The organism is Curtobacterium sp. Csp2 (assembly GCF_013347165.1).
In genome coordinates this window covers 3,841,186-3,862,978 of record NZ_CP054593.1, presented here as the reverse complement: position 1 = coordinate 3,862,978, position 21,793 = coordinate 3,841,186, and the positions used below count along the sequence as shown (strand labels likewise).

Annotated in this window: 18 protein-coding genes; 10 read left to right on the top strand and 8 right to left on the bottom strand. The window is 70.3% G+C overall.

Annotated features, from left to right (window positions below; translation table 11 throughout):
* Positions 1–17: 17 nt before the first annotated feature.
* The 3 genes from HUN59_RS18760 to HUN59_RS18750 all read right to left on the bottom strand — a co-directional run bounded on the left by HUN59_RS18760 (position 18) and on the right by HUN59_RS18750 (position 3,661).
* On the bottom strand, positions 18–1,508 hold the full coding sequence (locus HUN59_RS18760) for an insulinase family protein (protein ID WP_174779249.1): 1,491 nt from the start codon (positions 1,506–1,508) through the stop codon (positions 18–20).
* 66 nt (positions 1,509–1,574) lie between these two features.
* Positions 1,575–2,360 (bottom strand): DUF4184 family protein, encoded by a 786-nt coding sequence (locus HUN59_RS18755; RefSeq protein ID WP_174779248.1) that lies wholly within the window; start codon positions 2,358–2,360, stop codon positions 1,575–1,577.
* Entirely contained in the window at positions 2,360–3,661 is a 1,302-nt protein-coding gene (locus tag HUN59_RS18750) for an alpha/beta hydrolase (protein WP_174779247.1), read from the bottom strand. The genes HUN59_RS18755 and HUN59_RS18750 overlap by 1 nt, the downstream gene beginning before the upstream one ends.
* A 274-nt stretch (positions 3,662–3,935) precedes the next feature.
* Between HUN59_RS18750 and HUN59_RS18745 the strand changes: the two genes are divergently transcribed.
* Together HUN59_RS18745 and HUN59_RS18740 are read left to right on the top strand one after the other, a co-directional pair.
* Complete coding sequence (locus HUN59_RS18745) at positions 3,936–4,376, top strand: NUDIX hydrolase (protein WP_114851263.1); 441 nt, start codon at positions 3,936–3,938, stop codon at positions 4,374–4,376.
* A 31-nt stretch (positions 4,377–4,407) separates the two neighbouring features.
* Complete coding sequence (locus tag HUN59_RS18740; protein WP_174779246.1) at positions 4,408–4,749, top strand: hypothetical protein; 342 nt, start codon at positions 4,408–4,410, stop codon at positions 4,747–4,749.
* Here HUN59_RS18740 and HUN59_RS18735 read toward each other — a convergent pair.
* Positions 4,736–5,104 carry a VOC family protein gene (locus tag HUN59_RS18735; RefSeq protein ID WP_058741566.1) on the bottom strand — a complete coding sequence of 123 codons (369 nt, stop codon included), beginning with the start codon at positions 5,102–5,104 and terminating at the stop codon, positions 4,736–4,738. The two genes, HUN59_RS18740 and HUN59_RS18735, sit on opposite strands and share 14 nt — an antisense overlap.
* A 70-nt stretch (positions 5,105–5,174) precedes the next feature.
* On the opposite strand from HUN59_RS18735, the gene HUN59_RS18730 reads away from it, so the two are divergent.
* Genes HUN59_RS18730 through HUN59_RS18720 form a run of 3 tightly spaced genes read left to right on the top strand, consistent with a single transcriptional unit; the run spans position 5,175 to position 8,468 of the window.
* Positions 5,175–6,914 (top strand): alkaline phosphatase family protein, encoded by a 1,740-nt coding sequence (locus HUN59_RS18730; protein WP_174779245.1) that lies wholly within the window; start codon positions 5,175–5,177, stop codon positions 6,912–6,914.
* Between the two features lie 52 nt (positions 6,915–6,966).
* Positions 6,967–7,596, top strand: coding sequence for a nucleoside/nucleotide kinase family protein (locus HUN59_RS18725; protein ID WP_174779244.1), 630 nt, complete (start codon positions 6,967–6,969; stop codon positions 7,594–7,596).
* A 38-nt stretch (positions 7,597–7,634) separates the two neighbouring features.
* Positions 7,635–8,468, top strand: coding sequence for an SDR family oxidoreductase (locus HUN59_RS18720; RefSeq protein ID WP_174779243.1), 834 nt, complete (start codon positions 7,635–7,637; stop codon positions 8,466–8,468).
* Between the two features lie 60 nt (positions 8,469–8,528).
* Here HUN59_RS18720 and HUN59_RS18715 read toward each other — a convergent pair whose 3' ends face one another.
* From HUN59_RS18715 to HUN59_RS18700, 4 genes are all read right to left on the bottom strand, one after another.
* A complete protein-coding gene (locus HUN59_RS18715) occupies positions 8,529–9,779 on the bottom strand; it encodes an MFS transporter (protein ID WP_174779242.1) in 1,251 nt (416 codons plus the stop codon).
* Positions 9,776–10,441: an HAD hydrolase-like protein gene (locus HUN59_RS18710; RefSeq protein ID WP_174779241.1), complete on the bottom strand. Its 666-nt coding sequence runs from the start codon at positions 10,439–10,441 to the stop codon at positions 9,776–9,778. The genes HUN59_RS18715 and HUN59_RS18710 overlap by 4 nt, the downstream gene beginning before the upstream one ends.
* Positions 10,442–10,584: 143 nt before the next feature.
* Complete coding sequence (gene nucS, locus HUN59_RS18705) at positions 10,585–11,280, bottom strand: endonuclease NucS (protein ID WP_174779240.1); 696 nt, start codon at positions 11,278–11,280, stop codon at positions 10,585–10,587.
* 9 nt (positions 11,281–11,289) lie between these two features.
* Positions 11,290–12,696 (bottom strand): MFS transporter, encoded by a 1,407-nt coding sequence (locus HUN59_RS18700; RefSeq protein ID WP_254629945.1) that lies wholly within the window; start codon positions 12,694–12,696, stop codon positions 11,290–11,292.
* A gap of 119 nt (positions 12,697–12,815) precedes the next feature.
* Here HUN59_RS18700 and HUN59_RS18695 point away from each other — a divergent pair, with 119 nt between their 5' ends.
* From HUN59_RS18695 to HUN59_RS18675, 5 genes are all read left to right on the top strand, one after another.
* Positions 12,816–13,967, top strand: coding sequence for a LacI family DNA-binding transcriptional regulator (locus tag HUN59_RS18695; protein WP_174779239.1), 1,152 nt, complete (start codon positions 12,816–12,818; stop codon positions 13,965–13,967).
* A gap of 72 nt (positions 13,968–14,039) precedes the next feature.
* On the top strand, positions 14,040–15,140 hold the full coding sequence (locus tag HUN59_RS18690; RefSeq protein WP_174779238.1) for an alpha/beta hydrolase: 1,101 nt from the start codon (positions 14,040–14,042) through the stop codon (positions 15,138–15,140).
* A gap of 308 nt (positions 15,141–15,448) precedes the next feature.
* On the top strand, positions 15,449–17,614 hold the full coding sequence (locus HUN59_RS18685; RefSeq protein WP_217483589.1) for an RHS repeat-associated core domain-containing protein: 2,166 nt from the start codon (positions 15,449–15,451) through the stop codon (positions 17,612–17,614).
* A 1,324-nt stretch (positions 17,615–18,938) separates the two neighbouring features.
* Positions 18,939–19,748: a hypothetical protein gene (locus HUN59_RS18680; RefSeq protein ID WP_174779236.1), complete on the top strand. Its 810-nt coding sequence runs from the start codon at positions 18,939–18,941 to the stop codon at positions 19,746–19,748.
* Between the two features lie 1,092 nt (positions 19,749–20,840).
* Positions 20,841–21,215: a hypothetical protein gene (locus HUN59_RS18675; RefSeq protein ID WP_174779235.1), complete on the top strand. Its 375-nt coding sequence runs from the start codon at positions 20,841–20,843 to the stop codon at positions 21,213–21,215.
* Positions 21,216–21,793: the final 578 nt, after the last annotated feature.

Sequence of the window (21,793 nt, the reverse complement as noted above, 5' to 3'; positions counted from 1 at the left end):
TGTCGGTCCTGCTGGCGTCAGGCCGAGAAGGCCCGGAGCAGGTGCGGTGGTGTCGCCCGCACGACGGCGTCGACCATGCGACGGCCGCGCCACCACTCGTCCGCACGGAGGTGCAGGGTGTTGCCCGCGCCGTCGACCACCGTCACGCCGAGGTCACCGCGTCGGCCCACGACCGAGGCCTCGGCGAGGTCGACCATCCGCGCGGGCAGTCCCCGTGGTCGCAGCGTGACCCGGGTGCCGTCGACCTCGAGGTGCGCGTCGGCGAACGCGGGCAGGAGCGCGGTGCGGTGGACGCTCCGACCAGCACCCGGACGCGGGGGGAACCACACCCGCTCGGGCACCGGCACACCCGGCGAAGCGTCGATGTGCTCCAGGCCGTGTCGCTCCGCCAGGGCCGCGAAGTCCGTGTCGGCGTCCTGGTCGACGCACACGACGAGGGTCCCGAGGGCGTCCGCGAGGGCGCTCCGGAGGTTGCTGAGCTCGGCCGGGGTGACCGGACCGTCCACCTGCTGAAGAGTCGGCAGGCCGCGGAGCCGCATGAGCACCTCGGCCGAGACCCGGAGGTCCGCGCGGAACGCCGCATCGGTCGCGTTGACCGCGCGGGCCGCGTCGATGCGCGCGGTCGTCGACGTGCTCGGCCCGCTCGCCGCCAGGCGTCGGAGGGTCTCGACGACGACAGTCGCCGCCGCCTCGGTGTCCGCCTCGACCGGGTCCGCGGTGACGACGACCACGGAGCGCTCGCCGTCGAGCGCGACCGAGTGGGAGTCGATCGCGTACGCGAGGCCGGCCTCCATCCGGAGCGCGTCGAACACCTCGTGCTCGAGGACGGCCTCGAGCAGCGGCGCGACGCGGGCCGGGACGACGACCGACGCTGCGATGCCACCGAGCGGGGACTCCACGAGGGCACCCGTCCGCATCGGGCCCGTCCACGGCTGCAGCGGTGCGGCCGGCGGTCCGGGCGGCAGCGCGAGGTCGACGGTGGCGGGCGGCACGGCTCCGCCGGCGACCGACACGATGGCGTTCCCGGCGACGAGGTGGTGCTCCACCCAGCGCCGGACCTCGGCAGGCGTGATCCCCGCGACGGGAGCGGCACCGGCACCCGATCGCCCCGGCCCGGCGGGACCGAAACGCGCGGTGTGCACGGACGGGACCATCTCGTCGGCGCGGAGGGGGTCCTCGCGGGCGACGATCCGGCGCTCGCGCTCGACGGTCTCCTCCGACACGTCGAGCACGGCCCGGACGGCAGCGGCGAGACCACGCACCAGGTCCAGGGCCTCCTCCGTGGTGGTCGTCACGACCTCGAACACGGTGATCCGGTCCTGGGTGACGGCGTTGTGCGGCGCGGCGATCGGGAGCGCGGCACGGACGACCAGGTGCTCGACGAGGTGTGCGACTCCGGCGAGCAACACGGGTTCGTCACACGTCCCGGCCCCGAACACGAGCCGCGCCGTGACGGGTCCGACGGTCGGTGCGTGGACGATCGGGACGGGGTGGGTCTGCTCGGGCACACGCCATGCTGGCACGCACCCGACGGCTCGCCCGCTCCCCAGTCCGGGGGAGCGATCGGGGAGCGGTCAGGGTGCCGTCCGGTCGCCAAGGGCACCGCGTCCGGTGTGCGGCCCGACGCGGTGACGGACCACGAGCAGGACGACGGCGCCGAACACGAGTCCGAGCGCGACGAAGACGGGCACGCGGAACGACAGTGCGACGACGACGTCCCCGACACCGCCGCCCTGCAGCAGGACCTTCCACGCCTGGGCCGCCGTTGCCGCAAGTACCGCCGCCGCGACCACGATGACCACCACCCGTTCCGCCCGGCTGGGCACGGCCGTCGGCACCGCAGCGGTCCGCCGCCACCAGACCGCCGCGGCCACGAGCAGGGCGGCGAGTCCGAGCACGCTCGACGCGTCCTGCAGGAAGAACGGCAGCCAGTACCCGCCGATCGACGTCTCGCGGAGCGCCGGCCACGTCTGGACGACGAAGCCGTGTCCGTGCGTGAAGCCGTCCCACACCACGTGGGTCACGCTGCCGGCGACGCACGCGAGCACGACGACCAGCACCGTGCGGACGTCGAGCGTCGGGCGCGACCACCAGGCGCGGGGCACGCGGTCGCGCACGCCCGGCACGACCGGCGCCCAGGCCGGACGGACCAGGAACCACCACGTGGCGAGCACCACGAGGGACACCGCGAGGTCGATCGTCGGGATGCCCCACCAGGAGTGCGCGGCCTCGTACGGCGGGAGGACCGGCGCGAAGAGCACGGCGTCGGGTGCCATCGACCCGACGGCGACCGCGGCGACCGGGACCGGCAGGCGCCGGGCGGCCAGGGCGACGACCGCGTGGCTGACGGTGAACGGCATCAGCGGGCCAGGTGGGTCCGCCGCATGAACCACTCGACGCCCTCGGCCAGGGCGGTCCCCGCGGTGTGCCAGTCGTGCCCGCCGTCCTCGACCAGGCGCTGGGTCACGGCGACCCCGGCGGCCCGTGCGGCCTGCGCGACGACCGGCACGATCGGTCCGTACCGGCTGTCGTCCGCCCCCGCCGCGATGAAGGCGGCGGACGCGGTGTAGGGCGCCCGGCCGGCCAGGATCCGGAGCGGCTGCGCGGCCTCGTACGCCGCTCGGTCACCCTTGAAACCCCGCTTGATGGTGTCACCTTCGTCGCCGAGCGTCGGCCCGCGCTGCCCGGAGACGTCGATCCACGAGCCGAACCGGTCGGGGAAGGTCGCCCCGAGCTGGAGCGCACAGGTGCCGCCCTGCGAGAAGCCCGCGATCGCCCAGTCCGACGCGCGGGTCGACGCGTGCAGGTTCGCCCTGACCCACTCCGGCACGTCCTGGGTCAGGTAGGTCGCGCTGTTGCCGAGAGGGCCGTCGAGGCACATCGGGTTGTTCGACGCCGCCTCGAGCTGGTCGGGCATGACGACGATCGGGGCCAGCCCGTGGTGCCGAGCCGCGATCCGGTCGAGCCGCTCGACCATCCGGCCGGCCTCGATGATGTTCGCGGGAGCCGCACCGGGGCCCTGCCCGGACAGCATCACGACGACCGGCAGCTCCGGGGCGTGGTCGACGAGCGCGGCCGGGGGCAGGTACACGACTGCCGGGCGGGCCCGGAAGTGCGAGACGTCCCCGGGGATGCGGACCGATCCGTAGCGGCCGTGCTCCGGCAGGTCGGCCGGGGCGTGCCAGTCGGTGGCGTCGATCGTCCCCGACCGCGGCGCGGGGTCGTCGGGCAGTCGGAGCGGCGGCACGTGCGACTCGCCCAGGGCGTCCGCGACCGTCGGGAACAGTCCGGCGTCGCGGTTGATCGCGAGCGCGCCGGACAGGACCGCGAGCGGCACGAGCACCACGGCGAGCACCCGGACGACGAGCCGACCGCGCGCCCGGGTCCCGGCGCGGACGAGCCCGACGACGGCGACCCCGACGAGCGCGCAGACCACCCCGGTCCAGATCCGGTCGACCCACGTCGGCGCGATCCCGAGCACGTCGAGGACGTCGCCGAACAACCACGACAGCAGCGCCCCGGCCAGTGCCCCGGCGACGAGGGCGATCGCGAACGGTCGCCAGGACCGCCGCAGCAGGAGGACCACCCCGAGGGCGACGAGCACCGTGACGGCGTACAGGGGCAGCAGCAGGTGCGCGGAGAGCAGCGGGAGGGTCGTCATCGGGTCGTCCGGTGGGTCGGGAGGCTCCACGCGGCGCCGACACGGCGGACCGCGGGATCGGCGGGGTCACCGGCACCGTAGCGACCCGAGGTGTCCCCGAGGGCACCGGACGCCCGGTCTGCGGCGGCTTCGCGGCTGATCCTGAGTCATCCCGCACCCTGCGTGGTCGGCCGACGGTGGTGCGCTGGCCGGGCGGCCACGACGGACCGTCCCCGCGGGCGATGCGGCGGCGCGTCCCGCTCCGGCTGTCCGGGGTCGGTGGCACAGTCGGCAGATGGAGTACACCGACTACGACACCCGGCTCGCCGCCTACGGCGTGGTCACTGACGGCGACCGCGTGCTCCTCGCCCGGCTCCGGGTGCCCGAGGCCGGGACGTGGACGCTCCCCGGTGGCGGTGTCGAGTTCGACGAGACCGTCGAGCAGGCCGTCGTCCGCGAGATCCACGAGGAGACCGGCTACCACGCCGAGTGCGGCGCCCTGCTCGGGATCCGGCACCACATCGTGCCGAAGGAGCGTCGGTTCCACGACACCGGGCGACCCATGAAGGCCGTGCAGGTCGTCTTCCGGGCGACGATCACGGGTGGGGAGCTCCGCAACGAGACCGACGGCACGACGGACGAGGCAGCCTGGGTCCCGATCGCCGACCTCCCGCACCGGCGGCACGGCCTGGTCGTCCCGATCGCGCTCGGGTGGGCCGGAGCACTGCTCCGGTAGCGTTCGGGCACGGCGACCGAGGGGAGCGGACGTGAGCGGCGCAGCCACCGACCTGTCCGCCCGGCTCTGGGACGAGCGGGCGATCCTCGGGCAGCTCCGGGACGCCACCGACGACTCCGCCCGATCCGTTCTGCTCGATCGGCTCGGCGCGGTCCGGCTCGAGCGGGACGTCCTCGTGCACGCACTTGCTGAGCAGTGGGGAGCGCCGGGACGCGACCACACGCTGCCGGCGCTGCTCGACGTCGCCCCGGTGCCGTGGGACCTGCTGCTGCCCGACCACCTCGCCGCGATCACCACCCTGCACGACGAGGTCGATGCCGTCCTGCCGCCCGGCCTGGTCCGCGAGCGGTGGGACCGCGTCACTGCTCGATGACGCTCAGCACGTTCCCCGACGGGTCGGTGAACCACGCGATGAGCGGCCCGCCCTGCCGGTTCACCCCGCGCTCGTCCGTCACCCCGTCGTACTGCAGGAACCGGACCCCGGCCGCCGCGAGCTCGTCGACCGCGGCGTCGACGTCGGGCACCGGGAAGTTCAGGACCGTGAAGGACGCCGGCTCGTGGGCAGGCCCCTTCGGGTAGACGAGCACGCCGTGCCCGTCGCCGAGGTGGAGCGTGAGCATCCCGTGCTCCTCGCTGACCGGGACGCCGAGCACGCCCTCGTAGAACGCCCGGGCCTCGGGCACGTCCCGCACCGAGAACCCGCTGAACGCCGTCGTCGCATCGACCATGCGCCCAGGCAACCACCGCGACCACCGCCGCGCATCGCGGACGCGCACGCTCCGGTGGTAGGAACGTCGCATGGCCGCAGGGAACCGCGACGACCCGGACGACGCCCGCACGAGCCGCCGGGCGTTCCTCCGCCGCGCGGGCATCGGCGCCGCGGGTGCCGCCGTCGGTGCGGGTGCGGTCGGTGCCGGCGTGGCAGCCGCCCGGGGCACCGACGCCGAGCGCTACGGGTTCGCCCCGCTCCCCGAGCGCGCCGAGCCCGGGTTCGACCACGTCGTCGTGCTCATGTTCGAGAACCGGAGCTTCGACCACGTGCTCGGGCGGCTGTACACCGACGCCGAGCTCCGACCCGGCCAGTCGTTCGCCGGACTGCAGCGGGGGACCCACGAGAACACCGCCCCGGACGGCACGGTCGTCCCCGCGCACGTCTACGAGGGCAGCACCGACGTCGTGATGAGCCAGCCGGACCCCGATCCGGGGGAGTTCTACCCGCACGTCAACACGCAGTGGTTCGGCACGGTCGACCCGCCCGGCAACGCCGACCCCGGACGGAACGGCTACGCGGCCCCGTACAACGCCCCGGCGGACACGAGCCGCCCGACCATGTCCGGCTTCGTCCGCGACTACGTCGTGAACTACCGGCTCGAGCGCGGTGTCGAGCCGACCCGCGACGAGTACGAGCGCGTGATGGGCGGCTTCTCGCCCGCGATGCTCCCGGTGTTCTCGACCCTGGCGAAGTCCTTCGCCGTCTACGACCACTGGTTCTGCGCCGTCCCGTCGCAGACCTTCTGCAACCGCTCGTTCCTCCACGCGAGCACCTCGCACGGCTTCGTCACGAACGGACAGCCCGACGGCCCCGCGAAGTGGCTCGACGCCCCGGACGTCCCGACGCTGTTCACCCGGCTCGAGGACGCGGGCAAGCGCTGGCGCGTGTACTTCGACGCCGACCAGGTCGTCTCGCTCACCGGCTTCCTGCACGCCCCGTCGATCGAGCGGTACTGGAAGACCAACTTCCGGAGCATGGCGCAGTTCCACGAGGACGCGGCGAACGGCACACTGCCCGACTACGCCTTCGTCGAGCCGCGGATGATGTTCGACCACAACGACATGCACCCGCCGGTCTCGCGTCCGAAGGTCGTCGCGGAACCGGACGGCGCGACGTTCGACAGTGCGATGAGCGACGTCCGCGCCGCCGAGGCCCTGCTCGCCGAGGTCTACGGCGCGATCCGGGACGCTCGCTCGACGACCGGGTCGAACGCGGTGAACACGGCGCTCGTGGTGACCTTCGACGAGCACGGCGGCATCTACGACCACGTCCCGCCGCCCACCGCCACACCGCCGTCCGGCGATCCCGAGCCGGGGGAGATGGGCTTCGGGTTCGACCGGCTCGGCGGCCGGGTCCCGACCTTCGTGGTCTCGGCGTACACCGACCCCGGCACCATCGTGAACGCCACGATGCACCACGGGTCGATCGCGCACACCCTTTGTCAGCAGCACGGTCTCGAGCCACTCACCCACCGGGACGCCGAGGCCGAGGGGATTCACAACGTCCTGAACCGCACGGTGCCCCGGCAGCCGCAGCTCTGGCCCGAGGTCACCCCGCCCTACGTGCCCACCAACCCGGAGGCCGCCGCCCGCCGTCGTCGTCCCCGCGGCGCCGAGCGTGACCGGCCGATCACGGCGCCGGCGAAGGGGCTGCTCGGACTGCTCCTCGCCCGCTACGAGCCGGACGCGCCCGTGCCCGAGACCTTCGGCGACGCCTACGACGTGCTGACGAAGCACGGCATGGGCCTGTTCGGCGACCGTGACTGACCGCGCGTCGCGAGCACGGATCGAGGCGACGCCCGGCTGCGATGATGACCAGGTGACGAACCCCGACGCCGCCGTCGACCACGCCGTGACGCTCGCCACCGCACCCGGCCGGGTCGTCCTCGGGATCGTCGGCGCCCCCGGAGCCGGCAAGTCGACGCTCGCCCGCCGGGTCGTCTCGGCCGTCGACGCCGCACACGGCCCCGGCACGGCCGTGCAGGTGCCGATGGACGGCTTCCACCTGGCGAACGCCGCGCTCGACGCCCTCGGCCGACACGACCGCAAGGGCGCGATCGACACCTTCGACGCGCACGGCTACGTCGCCCTGGTCCGCCGACTCGTCGCCGCGGAGGAGGACGTCGTCTGGGCACCGGACTTCGACCGTCGCGTCGACGAGCCCGTCGCCGGCAGTATCGCCGTCCCGCGCGCCACCCGGCTCGTCGTCACCGAGGGCAACTACCTGCTCGACGACCAGGCACCGTGGACCGCGCTGCGGACCCTGCTCACCGAGACCTGGGCGGTCGTCGTCGACGACGACGTCCGCGTCGACCGCCTCGTCGGACGACACGTGCGGCACGGACGCGACCGCGCGGCAGCCCGCGCCTGGGCGCTCGAGGTCGACGGCGTGAACGCCGCGAGGGTCGCGGCGACGCTGCCACGCGCCTCCAGGACGGTGCGGACCTGAGTCCGGCACCCACGACCACCGACACGACGGGAGCGACCATGACCATCGCCATCACCGGGGCCACCGGCAACATCGGGGGCGCGGTCGCCCGCGCGCTCGCCGCGGCGGGCACGCCGTTCCGGATGCTCGTCCGCGACCCGTCGCGCGCACCGGAGCTGCCCGGCGCCGAGGTCGCCGTCGCGTCCTTCGCGGACGTCGACGCGTCGCGCCGGGCCCTCGAGGGCGTCGACCTGCTGCTCATGGTGTCCGGCGCCGAGGCCGAGGACCGGCTCGCCCAGCACCGCGCCTTCGTCGGCGCGGCCGCGACGGCGGGCGTGCAGCACATCGTGTACACCTCGTTCGCCGGTGCCGCGGCCGACGCGACCTTCACCCTGGGCCGCGACCACTGGGCCACGGAGCAGGCGATCCGCGCGACCTCGATGGCGCACACGTTCCTGCGCGACTCGTTCTACCTGGACTTCGTCGAGGACCTGGTCGGCGAGGACGGCGTGATCCGCGGTCCGGCCGGCGACGGTGCGATGGCGGCGGTGGCGCGCGCGGACGTCGCCCGCGTCGCGACCGAGGTGCTGCTGCACCCGTCGGCGCACCTCGACCGCACCTACGACCTGACCGGGCCGGTCGCGATCACCCTGGCCGAGGCCGCGGCGATCGTCTCCGAGGTCCGCGGACGCCCGGTCAGCTACCACGAGGAGACCCTGGACGAGGCGTACGCGTCGCGGGCGAAGTGGCAGCCGGAGCCGTGGCAGGCGGACGCGTGGGTGAGCACGTACACGGCGATCGCGGAGGGTGTGCTCGCGCCGGTCTCCGGGGACGTCGAGCGGGTCACCGGCCGCCGGCCGATGACGCTGCGCGAGGTGCTCGAGGCGCGCTGACGCGCGGACGGCCGGGAGGCTCGTGGTGCGTCCGGCGCGACGGGTCCCGTCCGGCGCGGGTCAGGTCACGCGACGGGCGGCGAGGGTGCCGATCACCCCGAGGGTCAGCACCGCCACCAGCACGACCAGCAGCGGCGCCGTCCAGTCCCCGGTCGCGCCGTGCAGGCTCCCGGCGACGAGCGGCCCGGCCGAGCCGATCAGGTAGCCGCCGCCCTGCACGAACGCGGACATCCGGCGGGCGTCGTCGTCGCTCGTGACGATGCGCACGATGATGATGAAGATCACGGTGATGCCGCCGCCCTGCGCCGCCCCGCCGAGGACCGACCAGAGCAGCCAGAGCTGCGGCGCGAACAGCAGCCCGAGCGGCATCGCGAGCCACAACGTGCCGACGAGGGCGACGATCGCCCGCGGCCGCCAGCGCGTCGCGAGCACCGGGACCCCGAGCGCCCCGACGACCGCGAGGATCTGGAACACCGACGAGCTCGCGCCGGACGACTCCGCCGAGAACCCGATCTCGTCGTGCAGGAGCGTCGGGATCCACGCGGTCAGCGCGTAGTACGAGAACGCCTGTCCACCGAAGGCGAGCGTCAGCCCCCAGGTGATCAGCCGTCGAGCGGGTCGGACGGTCGGAGCGCCGCCCGTCGACACCGTGCGGATCGACCCCGTCTCGGTGAGCAGCTCGACGGGTCCGGTCGCGGGGACCGGCTCGGTGCGTTCCGGTCGGAGCCAGGCCGCGCGGGTGCCGACGGCGTACGTCCACCCCGCGGCGGCGACCACGGCGAACACGGCCCACACCGCGATCGCGACCGGCCAGCCCCAGGCGGCGGCGATCGGTGCGGTGCCGAGCGACGTGATCATCGACCCGACGTTGAGCGCCGACGTGTACACGCCCGTGACCAGGCCGACGCGCTCCGGGGAGGTGTCCCGCCGGATGACGACGGGCACGACGACGTTGCCGATCGTGATGCCGATGCCGATCACCGCCGTGCCGACGAGCAGCGCCGTCGCCGAGGGCACCGAGCGGAGCACCGTGCCCGCGAGGACGATGACGAGCGACAGGGACACCGCGCGCTCGGGGTCGGCCTTGGCGATCACCCAGCTGGCGAACGGCGTCGCGAGCGAGAAGCACAGGACGGGGATGGTCGTGAGCAGGCCGGCGACCGTCGCGGTCAGCCCGAGGTCGACCCGGACGTCGCCGATCACCGGCGCGGGGGCGACGATCGGCCCGCGGAAGTTCAGCGCGATCAGCACGATCGCGGCGGGCAGCACCCAGGCCGCGCCGCGGAGCCCCCGACGGGCCGCGGTCGTCACGCGGCGTCCGGCAGCAGGATCGGCAGCAGGTCGAGCGGGGTGGCGGCCTGTGCGACGGTGCCCGTGGCCTCGGCCGGGGAGCCGTAGCCCCACTCGGCGAAGACCACGGGGACGCCGTTCGCCGCGGCACCCTCGACGTCGTGCAGGCGGTCGCCGACGAGGACGGGCCGGCTCACGTCGAAGCCGCGGGCGTCCAGGCGGCGGAGGGCCTCGGCGACGACGTCGGCCTTGGCGCTCCGGACCTCGTCGTCGCTCGCGCCCGTGATGACGTCGATGTCCCCGGTGAGCCCGTAGTGCTCGAGGATGTACGTCGCCGGGGTCTCGGGCTTGCTCGTGGCCGTCGAGATCGGCAGTCCGGCCTGGTGCAGGGTCCGCAGCACGACATCGATGCCGGGGAACATCGCCGAGTCGAGCGCCCCGTGCGACAGGTAGTGCTCGCGGTAGACGGCGAGCGTGTGCTCCGCCTGCGCCTCGTCCATCCCCATCGCCGTCTTGAAGGTGTCCATGATCGGCGGGCCGACGAACGACATGAGCGTCTCGTGGTCCGGGACGGGCACGCCGACCGTGCGGAAGGTGTGCGTCATGCTCTCGAGGATCCCCGGAGCGGAGTCGCTGATGGTGCCGTCGAGGTCGAACAGGATGGCGGTGAAGGGGCGCGTCATGTCCTGCCCAGCCTAGTCGGCGTGTCGGGGGCGACCCGTGCCTCCAGGCCGGTGCCCGCACCGACGACGGACGGGAGCCGTCCCGACGACGGGCGCGAGCCGTCCCGATGACGGACGTGGGCCGCGGCGCCCGGTCGCTCCGCTCAGAACAGGCGCGTGTGCCCGCCCTCGATGCCGCGCATCGCGTCGTAGTCGAGCACGAGGACGCGGATCCCGCGGTCCTCGGCGAGGGTGCGCGCCTGCGGTGCCACCGTCTGCGCCGCCAGGACGCCCTGCACCGGCCGCAGCAGCGGGTCGCGGTTCAGGAGCTCGAGGTACCGGGTGAGCTGCTCGACCGCGTCGATGTTCGCGTTGCGCTTCATCTCGACGGCCACGCTCGCGCCCGCGTCGTCACGGGCCAGGATGTCCACCGGTCCGATCGCGGTCATGTACTCGCGGCGGACGAGCGTGTGGCCGTCGCCGAGCAGTTCGATCTGCTCCGCGAGGAGCTGCTGCAGGTGCGCCTCGACCCCGTCCTTCACGAGCCCGGGGTCGACGCCCAGGTCGTGCGACTCGTCCGCGAGGACCTCGTACAGGCTGACGATCAGCTTGTCCTGCGTCTTCTTCTGCGTCACCGTCCACACCTGGGTGATGCCGGCGGTGGCCTGCTCCTCGTCCGGCTCGCCGATCTCGATCGAGCACGGCGGGCTCATCCAGTTGAGCGGCTTGTAGCTGCCGCCGTCCGAGTGGACGAGCAGCGAGCCGTCCGCCTTGAGCATGAGCAGACGGGTCGCGAGCGGCAGGTGGGCCGACAGGCGTCCGGCGTAGTCGACGGAGCAGCGGGCGATGACGAGACGCACCCGGCGATCCTAACGGTGGTCGCGCGTCGCGCTCTCCGCCCGGTCGGCGGTCGGTGCGGCGGCTTCCGTCCCGGGGGTGCGCGTGCGGGCTTCCGTTCCGGGGGTGGGCGTTCCGGCCTGGAGGCGCGGGTCGTCCCCGTCGTCCCCGCTGCGGCCCGTCGTCCGGTCGCGCCCGGCCAAATGCGCACGTCGGCGGCGCAGCGTCTCGGCCGCGGTGCCCGTCTCGCGCGCCGCCCCGGACGCCAGGCCCGCGCCGATGATGAACACGAAGACGACGAGCAGCGCACCGAGCAGGCCGATGTGCTCGCCGAGGAACCCGATGAGCGGCGGACCGGCGAGGAACGCCACGTACCCGATCGTCGCCACGGCGCTGACCTTGAGCGCGGCCGAGCGTGGGTCGTCGGCCGCGGCGGACATGCCCATCGGGAACCCGAGGCTCGCGCCGAGGCCCCAGAGCACGACCCCGACGATCGCGATCGGGATGACGTCGACGAAGATGAGCAGCCCGAGGCCGACGACGGCGACGGCGGCGCTCACGCGGAGCACCGGCACGCGGCCGAAGCGGTCGATGAGCGGGCTGCCGGCGATGCGCCCGGCGGTCATCGCGGCCAGGAACACGGTGAGCACGGCCGAGCCCGCGGCGTTGTCGAGGCCGTGACCGTCGATCATCGCGAGCGGCAGCCAGTCGTTCGCGGACCCCTCGGCCAGCGCCATGCCGAGCACGATCACGCCGATCAGCAGGGTCGACGGCTGTGCCCAGACCTGCCAGCGGGTGAGCTGCACGGGGGTCGGGCTGGTCGCGGTCGAGGTGTGCTCATCGAACCGGTGCTCGTCGCCGAAGCGCGACGCGGCCGCCAGCATGACCACGCACGTGACGATGCCGAGGACGGTGAAGTGCAGCACGACGGGCACCTCGAGCGCCTCGGTCAACGCCCCGAGCCCGGCGCCGGCGAGCGTGCCGACGCTGAACGCCGCGTGGAACAGCGGCATGATCGTCCGCCCGCCGGCCTTCTCGGCGGCGGCACCGGACACGTTCATGGACACGTCGACCAGGCCGTTGCCGAAGCCGAACGCGATGAGACCGACCCAGATGGCGGCGAAGCCCCACCCGTACGTGACCGCGAAGCCGGCGAAGGTCAGCCCGACGGCCAGGCAGACCGAGGCCACCTGGACCCCGCGGCGCGCACCGAGCTTCGACACGATGTGCCCGGCGAACGTCAGGCCGCCGATCGAGCCCACCGCCATGCCGAGGACGAGCAGGCCCATCTCGAAGGTCGTCGCGCCGAGGGAGTCGCGGACGCTCGGGATGCGGCCGAGCCAGGTCGCGATCGCCAGGCCCGACAGCGTGAAGGCCACGAAGACCGCGACGATCCAGACGCGGGTGGTCGGGGCGGTGCGGGCGGACGTCGTCGTCATGTCGGGCTTTCCGGGTCGGTGCTGATCGGTGCTGGTGCCGGTGCTGCGTGGGTCCTGCGATGCGTGTCGCGGTGGTGTCGAATCGATTCGACCCCGTTCGGTGACTACGCTAACGGGCGATGGACGAACCGGCAACAGGACCCGGCGCGTCCGGGACCGGAGCGTCCCGGACCGGCGCCGACGGTGGGGCGAGCCGTGGACCCCGCCCGACCCTCGCCGCCGTCGCCCGCGCGGCCGGGGTCGCCCCGTCCACGGCGTCGCTCGCCTTCAGCGGTGCCGGACCGGTCTCCGAGGACGCGAAGGCCCGCGTGCTCGCCGCGGCCGCCGAGCTCGGCTACGGCGGACCGGACCCGCGGGCGCGCTCGCTGCGCCGCGGTCGGTCCGGGGTGATCGGCGTCGTGATGGACGAGCGCCTGAGCGACGCGTTCCGCGATCCCGTGAACGTCCTGACCCTGGACGGCATCGCCGAGGTCGCCGGCGAGGCGGGGGCGTCGCTGCTGCTCGTCCGGAGCCCGCTCGACGACGAACGCGGCACCGGCCCGATCGTCGACGCGCCGATGGACGCCGTGGTCCTGGTCGGCTGCAACGTCCGGATCGACCCCGCCGTCGCCGTGCTCCGTCGCCGGCAGATCCCGGTCGTGGCGATCGAGGCGGACGAGATCGAGGGTGCGGTCCCGATCCACCTCGACAACCGCGAGGCCTCGCGCCGAGCCGCCGCGTTCCTCCGCGACCTCGGGCACACCGCCGTGACCATCGTGACGCTGCCCCTCGACGGGAGCCGCCGTCGCGGGCTCGTCGACGCCGACCGTGAGGCCGAGGGCGTCGCCCACACCACGCTCGAGCGGCTCCGCGGGGTCCGCGGCGTGTACGGGGACGCCCCCGCGATGGAGGCCGCCGGCAGCTCGGTCGAGGAGGGCCGCATCGCCGGGCAGTCCCTGTTCGCCGGCGCAGCCTCCGGGGCCGCGATCCCGACCGCGGTGGTGGCGCAGAGCGACCTGCTCGCCGTCGGGGTGATCTCGGCCGCACTCGACGCCGGACTCCGAGTGCCGGAGGACGTCAGCGTCGTCGGCTTCGACGGCATCACGGTCGACGACAGCCTGCTCCACCGCTCGCCGATCCGGCAGCTCACCACGCTCGTGCAGCCCTTCGAGCAGAAGGGCCGTGCCGCGGCCCGCGCGGCGCTCGCGATGCTCGAGGGCGGCGAGCCGCACCCGGCGGCGTTCCGGTCCGAGCTGCGGATCGGCGACACGACCGGCCCCGCTCGGAGCTGACTGGGGAATCCCTCAGCACCGCGGGCACGATGTCGGCCGTGCCGCGAGGCGACGGCCCGTACGCTCAGCGCCGTGCAGCACGCTCGACGCCCCGGCAGGACGGTCTGGACCGTGCTCGTCGTGGTCCTGGCCCTGACCGTCGTGAACGTCGGGGTCGGCGCGACCTGGTGGAGCCGGGCGTCGGCCGACCCCACCGCCGCGGTCACGGTGACGGCCACGCCCACCCCGGCCGTCACGCCCACACCGACCGTCCTCCCCGACCCGGCGGGGTCCGACGGCATCCCCCTCGCCGAGCACCCGTCGGCGTCACAGGGCCCGGCGACCCTGGACCTGGCGCACACCTGGGCCCCGCGGACGGACCTGCCGACCGCCGGGCGTCTCCTGCACGTGACCATCCCGGCGACGCGGTCGCACTTCACCGCCCGGCCCGGGCTGCTCTGGTTGCCGCCCGCCGCCCTGGTGCCGGACCCGCCGGCGCTCCCGGTGGTGGTCCTGCTCCCCGGTCAGTCCCGCGGCTCCGGCCCCGAGGACCTGGAGACGGGCGGGCACCTCACCGAGACGATGGACGCGGTCGCAGCGATGCACGCCGGGCTCGCGCCGATCGTCGTCGTCCCGGACCAGCTCGGCCCCGACTCCGGCAACCCGATGTGCATCGACGGCCCGCTCGGCAACAGCCGCACGTACCTGGAGCAGGACGTCCCGGCGTGGATCACGTCGCACCTCCGCGTCCAGACGGGGGCGTCCGCGTGGACGATCGGCGGGTTCTCGCAGGGCGGCACGTGCGCGATCCAGCTCGGCGCCGGTGACCCCGGGCGCTTCGGCAACATCATCGACGTGTCCGGGGAGCTCGGCCCGACGCTCGGCAGCCCCGGGGAGTCGATCGCCCGCGGCTTCTCCGGCAACGCCGCCGCGTACCGCGCCGCGCAGCCCGAGGCCCTGCTCGCGGCGCACCGGCCCTACCGCAACAGCTCCGCGTTCTTCACCGCGGCGCAGCTCGACGGGCGGTACGGGCCCGCGATGCCCGTCGTCGCCGCGCACGCCGCAGCTGCGGGCATGCACGTCACGACCTGGGTGGTGCCGGGCGTCAAGCACAACTGGCTCGCTGCGCGGGCGGCGATCGCGGCGGGGATGGCGTGGCTCGTGCCGCGGATCGGGCTGGCCCCCGGTCCGTGACCCCGGCGCCGGGACTGCGCGCACGAGCAGCGCAGTCTGAGTGGAGCTTCAGTCTGCGGTCGTACCCCGAAACCGGTACCGCGGCGGTAGTGCTCGTGGCTCTGTTGTTTGTCCGCACGGCGCGGCCCAGCGGCGACGTACCCCGGTCGTTCCACCGTACCCGAACGGGGGGCAGAACCGATGGATCAGCTGAGCGCGACTGTCCTTACGCTCCGGCCCAGGCAGCTGCAGCTTCGACGAACGCGTACTTCGGTGACACGGAAACGATCAAGGCCGCGTACGGCACCACGGACGGGCAGATCTGCGGCGTGGACGTGTCGACGCCGCAGTACGGACAGCTGAAGACCACCACCGGAGCCACCCCGGCGACCGGGAACGCGGTCACGACCTCGTACCTCTACGACATCTGGGGTCGTACCGCAGGAACCAAGCAGTCCGGGGACGACGACTGGTCCTGCACCGTCTACGACGCCCGCGGCCGCGCGGTGAAGAGCACGACCTCGGCATTCAATGGCCAGCCCGGAACCACCGCGATCACGTCGTTCTCCGCGGATGGTCTGACCACGGTGGTGACCGACGACGCCGTCGCCGGGTCGCCGAACGGATCCAAGATCACCATCGTGTCGAACCTGCTCGGCCAGGTCACGAAGTACGTCGACGTGTGGGGCACGACGACGACCACGTCCTACGACCAGGCGGGCCGCGTCACCTCGACGCTGGCGGTGACGGCGGATGGTGTGCAGCACTCGACGGGGCAGTCGTACGACATCGACTCGAAGGTGACGCAGTTCACCGCTGACGGCAAGGTCGTCGCCGTACCCACCTACCAGCAGGGTGACGTCACGTCGGTTTCGTACCCGTCCGGGGACGGCAACGCCGGCAACGGCACGTCCGGGACGGCGTCCAAGGACGGCGCTGGGCAGCTGACCGGGTTGGCGTGGTCGTTCCCGAACAACCAGCCGCAGCTCACCGACCAGGTCGTCCGGTCCCAGTCCGGCGACATCCTGAAGGACACCGCCACGCTCGGCGCAACGTCCAACACGTCGACGTACTCGTACGACACGGCCGGACGGCTCGTGGCTGCGACCATCCCCAGGCATCAGATGACGTACGGGTTCGGCCAGGCCGCGTGCGCTCAGACGGGTGCGGTCGCTGCGGCGGGGAAGAACGGGAACCGGACGTCTTCGTCGGATCAGCTCCTCGACGCTTCCGGGAACCCGGTGGGCGCGGCGACGCAGGTCGCGTCTTGCTACGACGCCGCGGATCGCCTGATCGGCACGACGGTGACGAACCCGGTCGCGGGTGCGACGCCGGTGAATCAGTCCCTGTCGGGCGCGCAGCTGGCGTACGACGCGCACGGGAACACCACGAAGCTCGCCGACGAGACGCTCGTGTACGACGGGCAGGACCGGCACGTGCAGACCGTCCTCGACGACGGGTCGAAGGTCGTCTACGTGCGTGACGCGTCGAACCGGATCGTGCAGCGCACCGAACAGATCCCAGACGGGACGAAGACGGTGACCCGGTACGGGTTCACCGGCGACGGCGACACCCCCGACTTCGTCTACGACGGTGCCAGCAAGCTGACCGAGTGGGACCTCCCGCTCGCCGGCGGCGTCACGGTCGAGTACCGGGGCAGCACCGCGGTGTGGTCGTACCCGAACATCCACGGCGACATCATCACGACGACCGACGCGGCCGGGCAGCTCGCTGGCACGACGTTGCCGGTCTACGACCCGTTCGGGCAGGTAATGGACCAGACAACGGGCCTGTTCGGCACGACGGCGGCCAATCAGGCGGGACCGGACACGCAGCAGGGCTACGCCGACTACGGGTGGCTCGGGCAGCACCAGAAACTCAGTGAACACCTCGGCTCGATCGCGACCATCGAGATGGGCGCCCGCCAGTACGTCGCAGCACTCGGCCGGTTCTTGCAGGTCGACCCCGTCGAGGGCGGCACCGACAACGACTACGCGTATGTCAACGATCCGGTCAACGGCTCCGACCTTGATGGAAACAAGGCGTGGTACCGAAAGGTAAACTGGTGGCAGGTAATTGATGTAGTAGCGACCGTGGCTATGTTCATTCCGATTCCGGGCCTGGGTCTCATTGCGAGCGGTTACAAAGTGGCTCGAACCGCTTTCGCTGTCTACCGGGCGGCGAAGGTGATCCGAGCCGGTGGGCAGGCTGCTGAACGGACGGCTCAGCTCGGGCTCTATGCGCGCGGCTTCCTCGGGCGATCGGGGACGCGGATTGGCATGAGGGCAGCGTTGGGTCGAGGCACTTCGAAATTGCCACTGAAGAATGGAAGGGGGTGGTATCGGGTTTCGCGCTCCGGTGACTTGGCATACAGGGCGCCCGTTAAGCACGCCGGTGTGTGGAAATCGAACATCATGTCAGGGAGGAATGGTTATGGACAGGGTGCCCAGATGCGCAACGTGCACGTGATGCACGGGACTCGGAGATTTTTTTGAGTAGCTTCGCGAGTTCGTCGATGCCGAGTGAGTGGCCTGACGGCGTTGTTGTCGCACAGTACGAAAGTGGCCCCTTTCGGGGCCACTGGGTGGTCGTTGAAGCCGTCGATTCCATGTATGGGGATGCGGACCCGGAACACTATCGCGTGATCGCGGTAGATCTGCCTATATCGCTTGACAACGGGGCCCCGATCTTGCTCCCTGCTGAGCATTCTCCTCAGGCGGATGGGAGCGCAGACGTCCTTGAGATCATGCGGAGAGACCTCCCTCTTCGTTGGTCGGTAGAGGCGGAGGACATAGAACGGGCGTACAAGTGGCTCGCCGACATGGACGAGCGGATACGCGCTAGCCTTCCCCGCAAGGAGCGGCGATTTCTCAAGTATCTCAGGAAGCACTTCAGCCCCCCAAAGCGGATGCCCTGAATACAGTGATCATGCGGTCGGCAGGTCACTATCCGCAGTGCTACCAAGAGCGTGCTTGGAATGCTACAACGCGCAGGGAGGAGAGCCTTCGCGAAGGTTCGTGAACAATGGTTCTGCGCGCCGCGAGGACCGCGTTTCACAAGATGTGCGTTGATAGCGCTGAGGACTCTGCCAACTCATATGAGTTCGGCACTATGCAACGGGAGGAGTGCGGGTGACTGCTGGCGACGAGCAGCGTCCAGGAGCGTTCGCCCCGTTCGGCGCGGGCATCGTGGCCTCCGCCGTCGGCTTCCCGGTCCTCGCCCTCAGCGGAGCGAGCGAGCTCGCCACGGACCCGATCGATGCGGCGGTCACCCTCGCCATCGCGTCCGGGGCGCCCGCCGCCGTGGTGTTGCTCGGTCTCCTCACTGCCGTCCCGCGACCTCTGCGGGGTACGTGCGTCAACGATCCCTCAATGAGTCTGATGTCGATGGTCAGATGCGTATGTCGACTCTTGATGGCGGGCACAGCTATGGCGGTGGACGGCTCCGCATTCCAAGCGGTCGCGGCAAAGCGGGTGCAGCGTTCGGCATGGGTACGGCTGCTGGAGCGGGCGCTCACGGCATCCCTCGAGTCAATACGCAATCGCGGACGGCGGAGAAGTATAAGGATCATATTTACTCTGTCTATGTTATGTACCGCGGCCAGGATGTCCGGGAATATGGCATCACGCGACAAAGTCCATGGGAGCGGCGTCCGCGAGCGCAGAAGAGCAAATGTCAGGCCAATGGCCAACAGTGCTCGTGGGCGAGAGTCAAGGTGACGCAAGGATGGGTTTCAGCTCGCCAAACCGGAAGCTCCTAAATCGAGAATTACAAACGGCGATACGGTCATTGCCCTCCTGGCCAGCGGATGAGTTGCAGATGACCGACGGAAAGAGTGCTGACACAATGAAGATTTCAGAAGCTGCTGACCTTGCTCGACGATCTTCGGAGCGACAAGTGGTTGATGATCTGTCACGTCATGACTCGCGAACCGTGCGTATCGCAGCGGCGAGCAATCGGTCAGCGTCCGATGCCGCAGTGAAGGTCTTGCTTTCGGATAAGGACCCGACTGTGCGACTGGTGGCGGCGGCCGAAAATCTTGAGCTTAGGCCGCGCCTCTACAGCGTCGTTGCCCAATCATTGGATGAAGATGTTCGGACAGTTCTTGCGAGCATGTTCCTCGAGCGCTTCGAGCTTTCCCTCCCACCGCGCATTCAGTACCGATTAGCGACGGACGCGTCGGCAGAAGTGCGTGGCCGGATAGCGGCAACCACCGATGACAACGACATCTTTGAAAACCTCCTTAAAGATGCTGCGACGAAGGTTCGGGCTTATTGCGCGAGCAATCCCCGGATCAATAGAGAGCAGATGCAGCGGCTCGTAACTGACCGAAGGGCCGAGGTTCGAACTGCGGTGGCCGGCAACGGCTTGCGCTTCCCCGATGAGGCTCAGCTCATGACACTTGCGGCAGATCGCTCTTCCTCAGTTCGGTGGGCTGTCATCTTCCGAGTAGACCGGCCTCGTGAAGCTCTGCAACTCCTTGCTGCCGATCCCGACGACTTCAACCGCGAACACGCAGAAAGAGCGCTTCAGGATGAGTATCTGATCAATGCGCCAGCGGTTGTCAGCGTCGAACAGGAACGCCGGTCACGAGCTAGCGCAATCGCTGCCTTCCCGGAGTCGAGCTGATCTGCACGGCGGACTGACCGAGACCGGGAGCAGCTGGCCCCGAGGGTGAAATGTGCGGCGCTCAAGGCTCCTCGCTTGGGCGCGGTATCTACAAGGTCGCGCACCGAGATCGTTCAGGGTGGCTGGATATCGCTGGAGCAGCTTCGTTTCTGGTTGGCAAGGCGCTCTCCGTCGGGAATCGCATATACCGCGCTCGAGCACTCGCCCCAATTCCTCGATTCGTGAGAGGTCGACCAGCTGATCGCGTGGCGCGGCATGCCGTGAGGCTGCGAGCTTACAAGATCAAACGTTACGTGATTCGACCTCATCATTATGCAGATACCGGCTACGGTATCTATCAAAGCGCAAGTTGGGTCCGAGCCAAAGCGCGCGACGGACTCAAGTATCGGTAGAGTCGACATGCCAGAAAGAGCGTTGACGGAAATGAGAAAAGACGCAATAGTTCTTCTTGGCCCGGCTGTCACTCGCCACTCACTTGCAGCATGTGACGCAATGGCGGCACTAGCCGGTATCGTGCTCGCGCGGCAGATTGGGGATCATCTTCGACTCGAGTGGGTTACGGTAGTTCTCTCCGCCATCAGCGTGACAGTCGGAGGCTGCATGTTTTGGCGCGCCCTACGAACCGGCGCGGAAGTAGCACGAGACCACCTTGTCATACGGGGCTTGATCCGGAATAGGCGAATTGCATATGCGACAATTTTTGCCATGCCGCAATCTGAAGATGTCGTATCGTTGCCCTTCATTGGCTGGAATCAACACGGCCGCAAACGCTTCTCTCCGCTTTTTGCCTTTTGGGTATCTCCGGGTCCGCTTGCTGCGTCGGCGCGACGCGGCGCGATGGAAGCATTGGTTGAACTTGAGAAGTGTAGGAGCCGTCCTCGCAGGTAGGAGGAGCCGTGTATGTGACGGACGGCGAGCTCCGGTAGAACGCCGAGCTTCGCGCTGCGCAGCACCTATCTTCAGGTCATTGCCGCAAAAATCGATCGGGCTGCACTGCATTCACGGATCTCCAGTGAATTCCAATCGTGGAATCCCGAGATATCTACCCCATCATCCTCGTCGTGGAAGTGGGAACATTGGGCAGCATCGACTGTGGCAAAAGCCTGGAAAATTTGGGGGACGCTTTTGATAATCCAAAACCCCTTGATTGCGTTTGACCTGGACTATCACCCCTACCGCGTTGCGTTTTCTGACATCGCCACGGGTGCCTTCGAGTGGGAGCTCGCGCTCGAGGTGGAAATTGCCTTCGATTCTGATTTCGAGGAGGTGAGCATAGTTGCGGAGGCTGATGGTGTTGTGGAATTTGCTTCCAGAAGTGAAGACGCAAAAGAATCCTCTTGGCGCGAGACCGCCATACTGGCCCTGAGGTCTCAGGCAACGAGAAGCCGTACCCACGTGATCGACGAACAGATCCTGGCTGAAGCGTGTCCCTCGGAGTTGCTCCGACGGATTCAGGAGATATGGTAGACGACATGATTCGATACTGACTACCGTTCGTGTGGATGATTGCTCATGCACAAGAGTTGCCGGAGTGAGTGTTCGCGACTTTGACCAGGGGTCATGGGAAGGAGGATTTCGGTAACTAGATCAAGCGGGTCCGTTTCGGTGTGGGACTGCAAGATGCTTCCGGGGCGTGGATGGAGAAGGTAGTGCGACGCGTCGCTCACTCAGGCAACACGGCTCGGTGGATTGCGTTGCCGATCTACTCAGCTGCGTTGTCCGTCATCCTTCTGAATCTCCTCAATGGCACCGCGGTGCCGCGCACGCTTCCGGCCGGGATAATCCTCGGTGTTGTGGTGTCCGCCATGGGGTATTTCCTGGTGAGGAGCCTGTTCATGGGTATCTACATCAACGGGCAGGTCCTTGTTGTTCGGAGCTGGTTCCGTACGTCACGATGGAATCGTGCTGCGATAACGAGCTGCCGGGCCGTGAGTTACGAAGGCTTCTTGAACGCCGGGAATCTCGACGGAAGTGGCCGATTCCTCAAGGTGATGGCTTTCGGCATCAGGAATGACGAGGGGTCAGTCCGCTTGCGCCGTCCATTG

Excerpts from the sequence above, each read along its gene's own strand:
- HUN59_RS18755 (WP_174779248.1), bottom strand. The coding sequence starts at position 2,360 with ATGCCGTTCACCGTCAGCCACGCGGTCGTCGCCCTGGCCGCCCGGCGC.
- HUN59_RS18750 (WP_174779247.1), bottom strand. The coding sequence starts at position 3,661 with ATGACGACCCTCCCGCTGCTCTCCGCGCACCTGCTGCTGCCCCTGTAC.
- HUN59_RS18745 (WP_114851263.1), top strand. The coding sequence starts at position 3,936 with ATGGAGTACACCGACTACGACACCCGGCTCGCCGCCTACGGCGTGGTC.
- HUN59_RS18735 (WP_058741566.1), bottom strand. The coding sequence starts at position 5,104 with ATGGTCGATGCGACGACGGCGTTCAGCGGGTTCTCGGTGCGGGACGTG.
- HUN59_RS18730 (WP_174779245.1), top strand. The coding sequence starts at position 5,175 with ATGGCCGCAGGGAACCGCGACGACCCGGACGACGCCCGCACGAGCCGC.
- HUN59_RS18720 (WP_174779243.1), top strand. The coding sequence starts at position 7,635 with ATGACCATCGCCATCACCGGGGCCACCGGCAACATCGGGGGCGCGGTC.
- HUN59_RS18710 (WP_174779241.1), bottom strand. The coding sequence starts at position 10,441 with ATGACGCGCCCCTTCACCGCCATCCTGTTCGACCTCGACGGCACCATC.
- HUN59_RS18700 (WP_254629945.1), bottom strand. The coding sequence starts at position 12,696 with ATGACGACGACGTCCGCCCGCACCGCCCCGACCACCCGCGTCTGGATC.
- HUN59_RS18695 (WP_174779239.1), top strand. The coding sequence starts at position 12,816 with ATGGACGAACCGGCAACAGGACCCGGCGCGTCCGGGACCGGAGCGTCC.
- HUN59_RS18680 (WP_174779236.1), top strand. The coding sequence starts at position 18,939 with ATGACCGACGGAAAGAGTGCTGACACAATGAAGATTTCAGAAGCTGCT.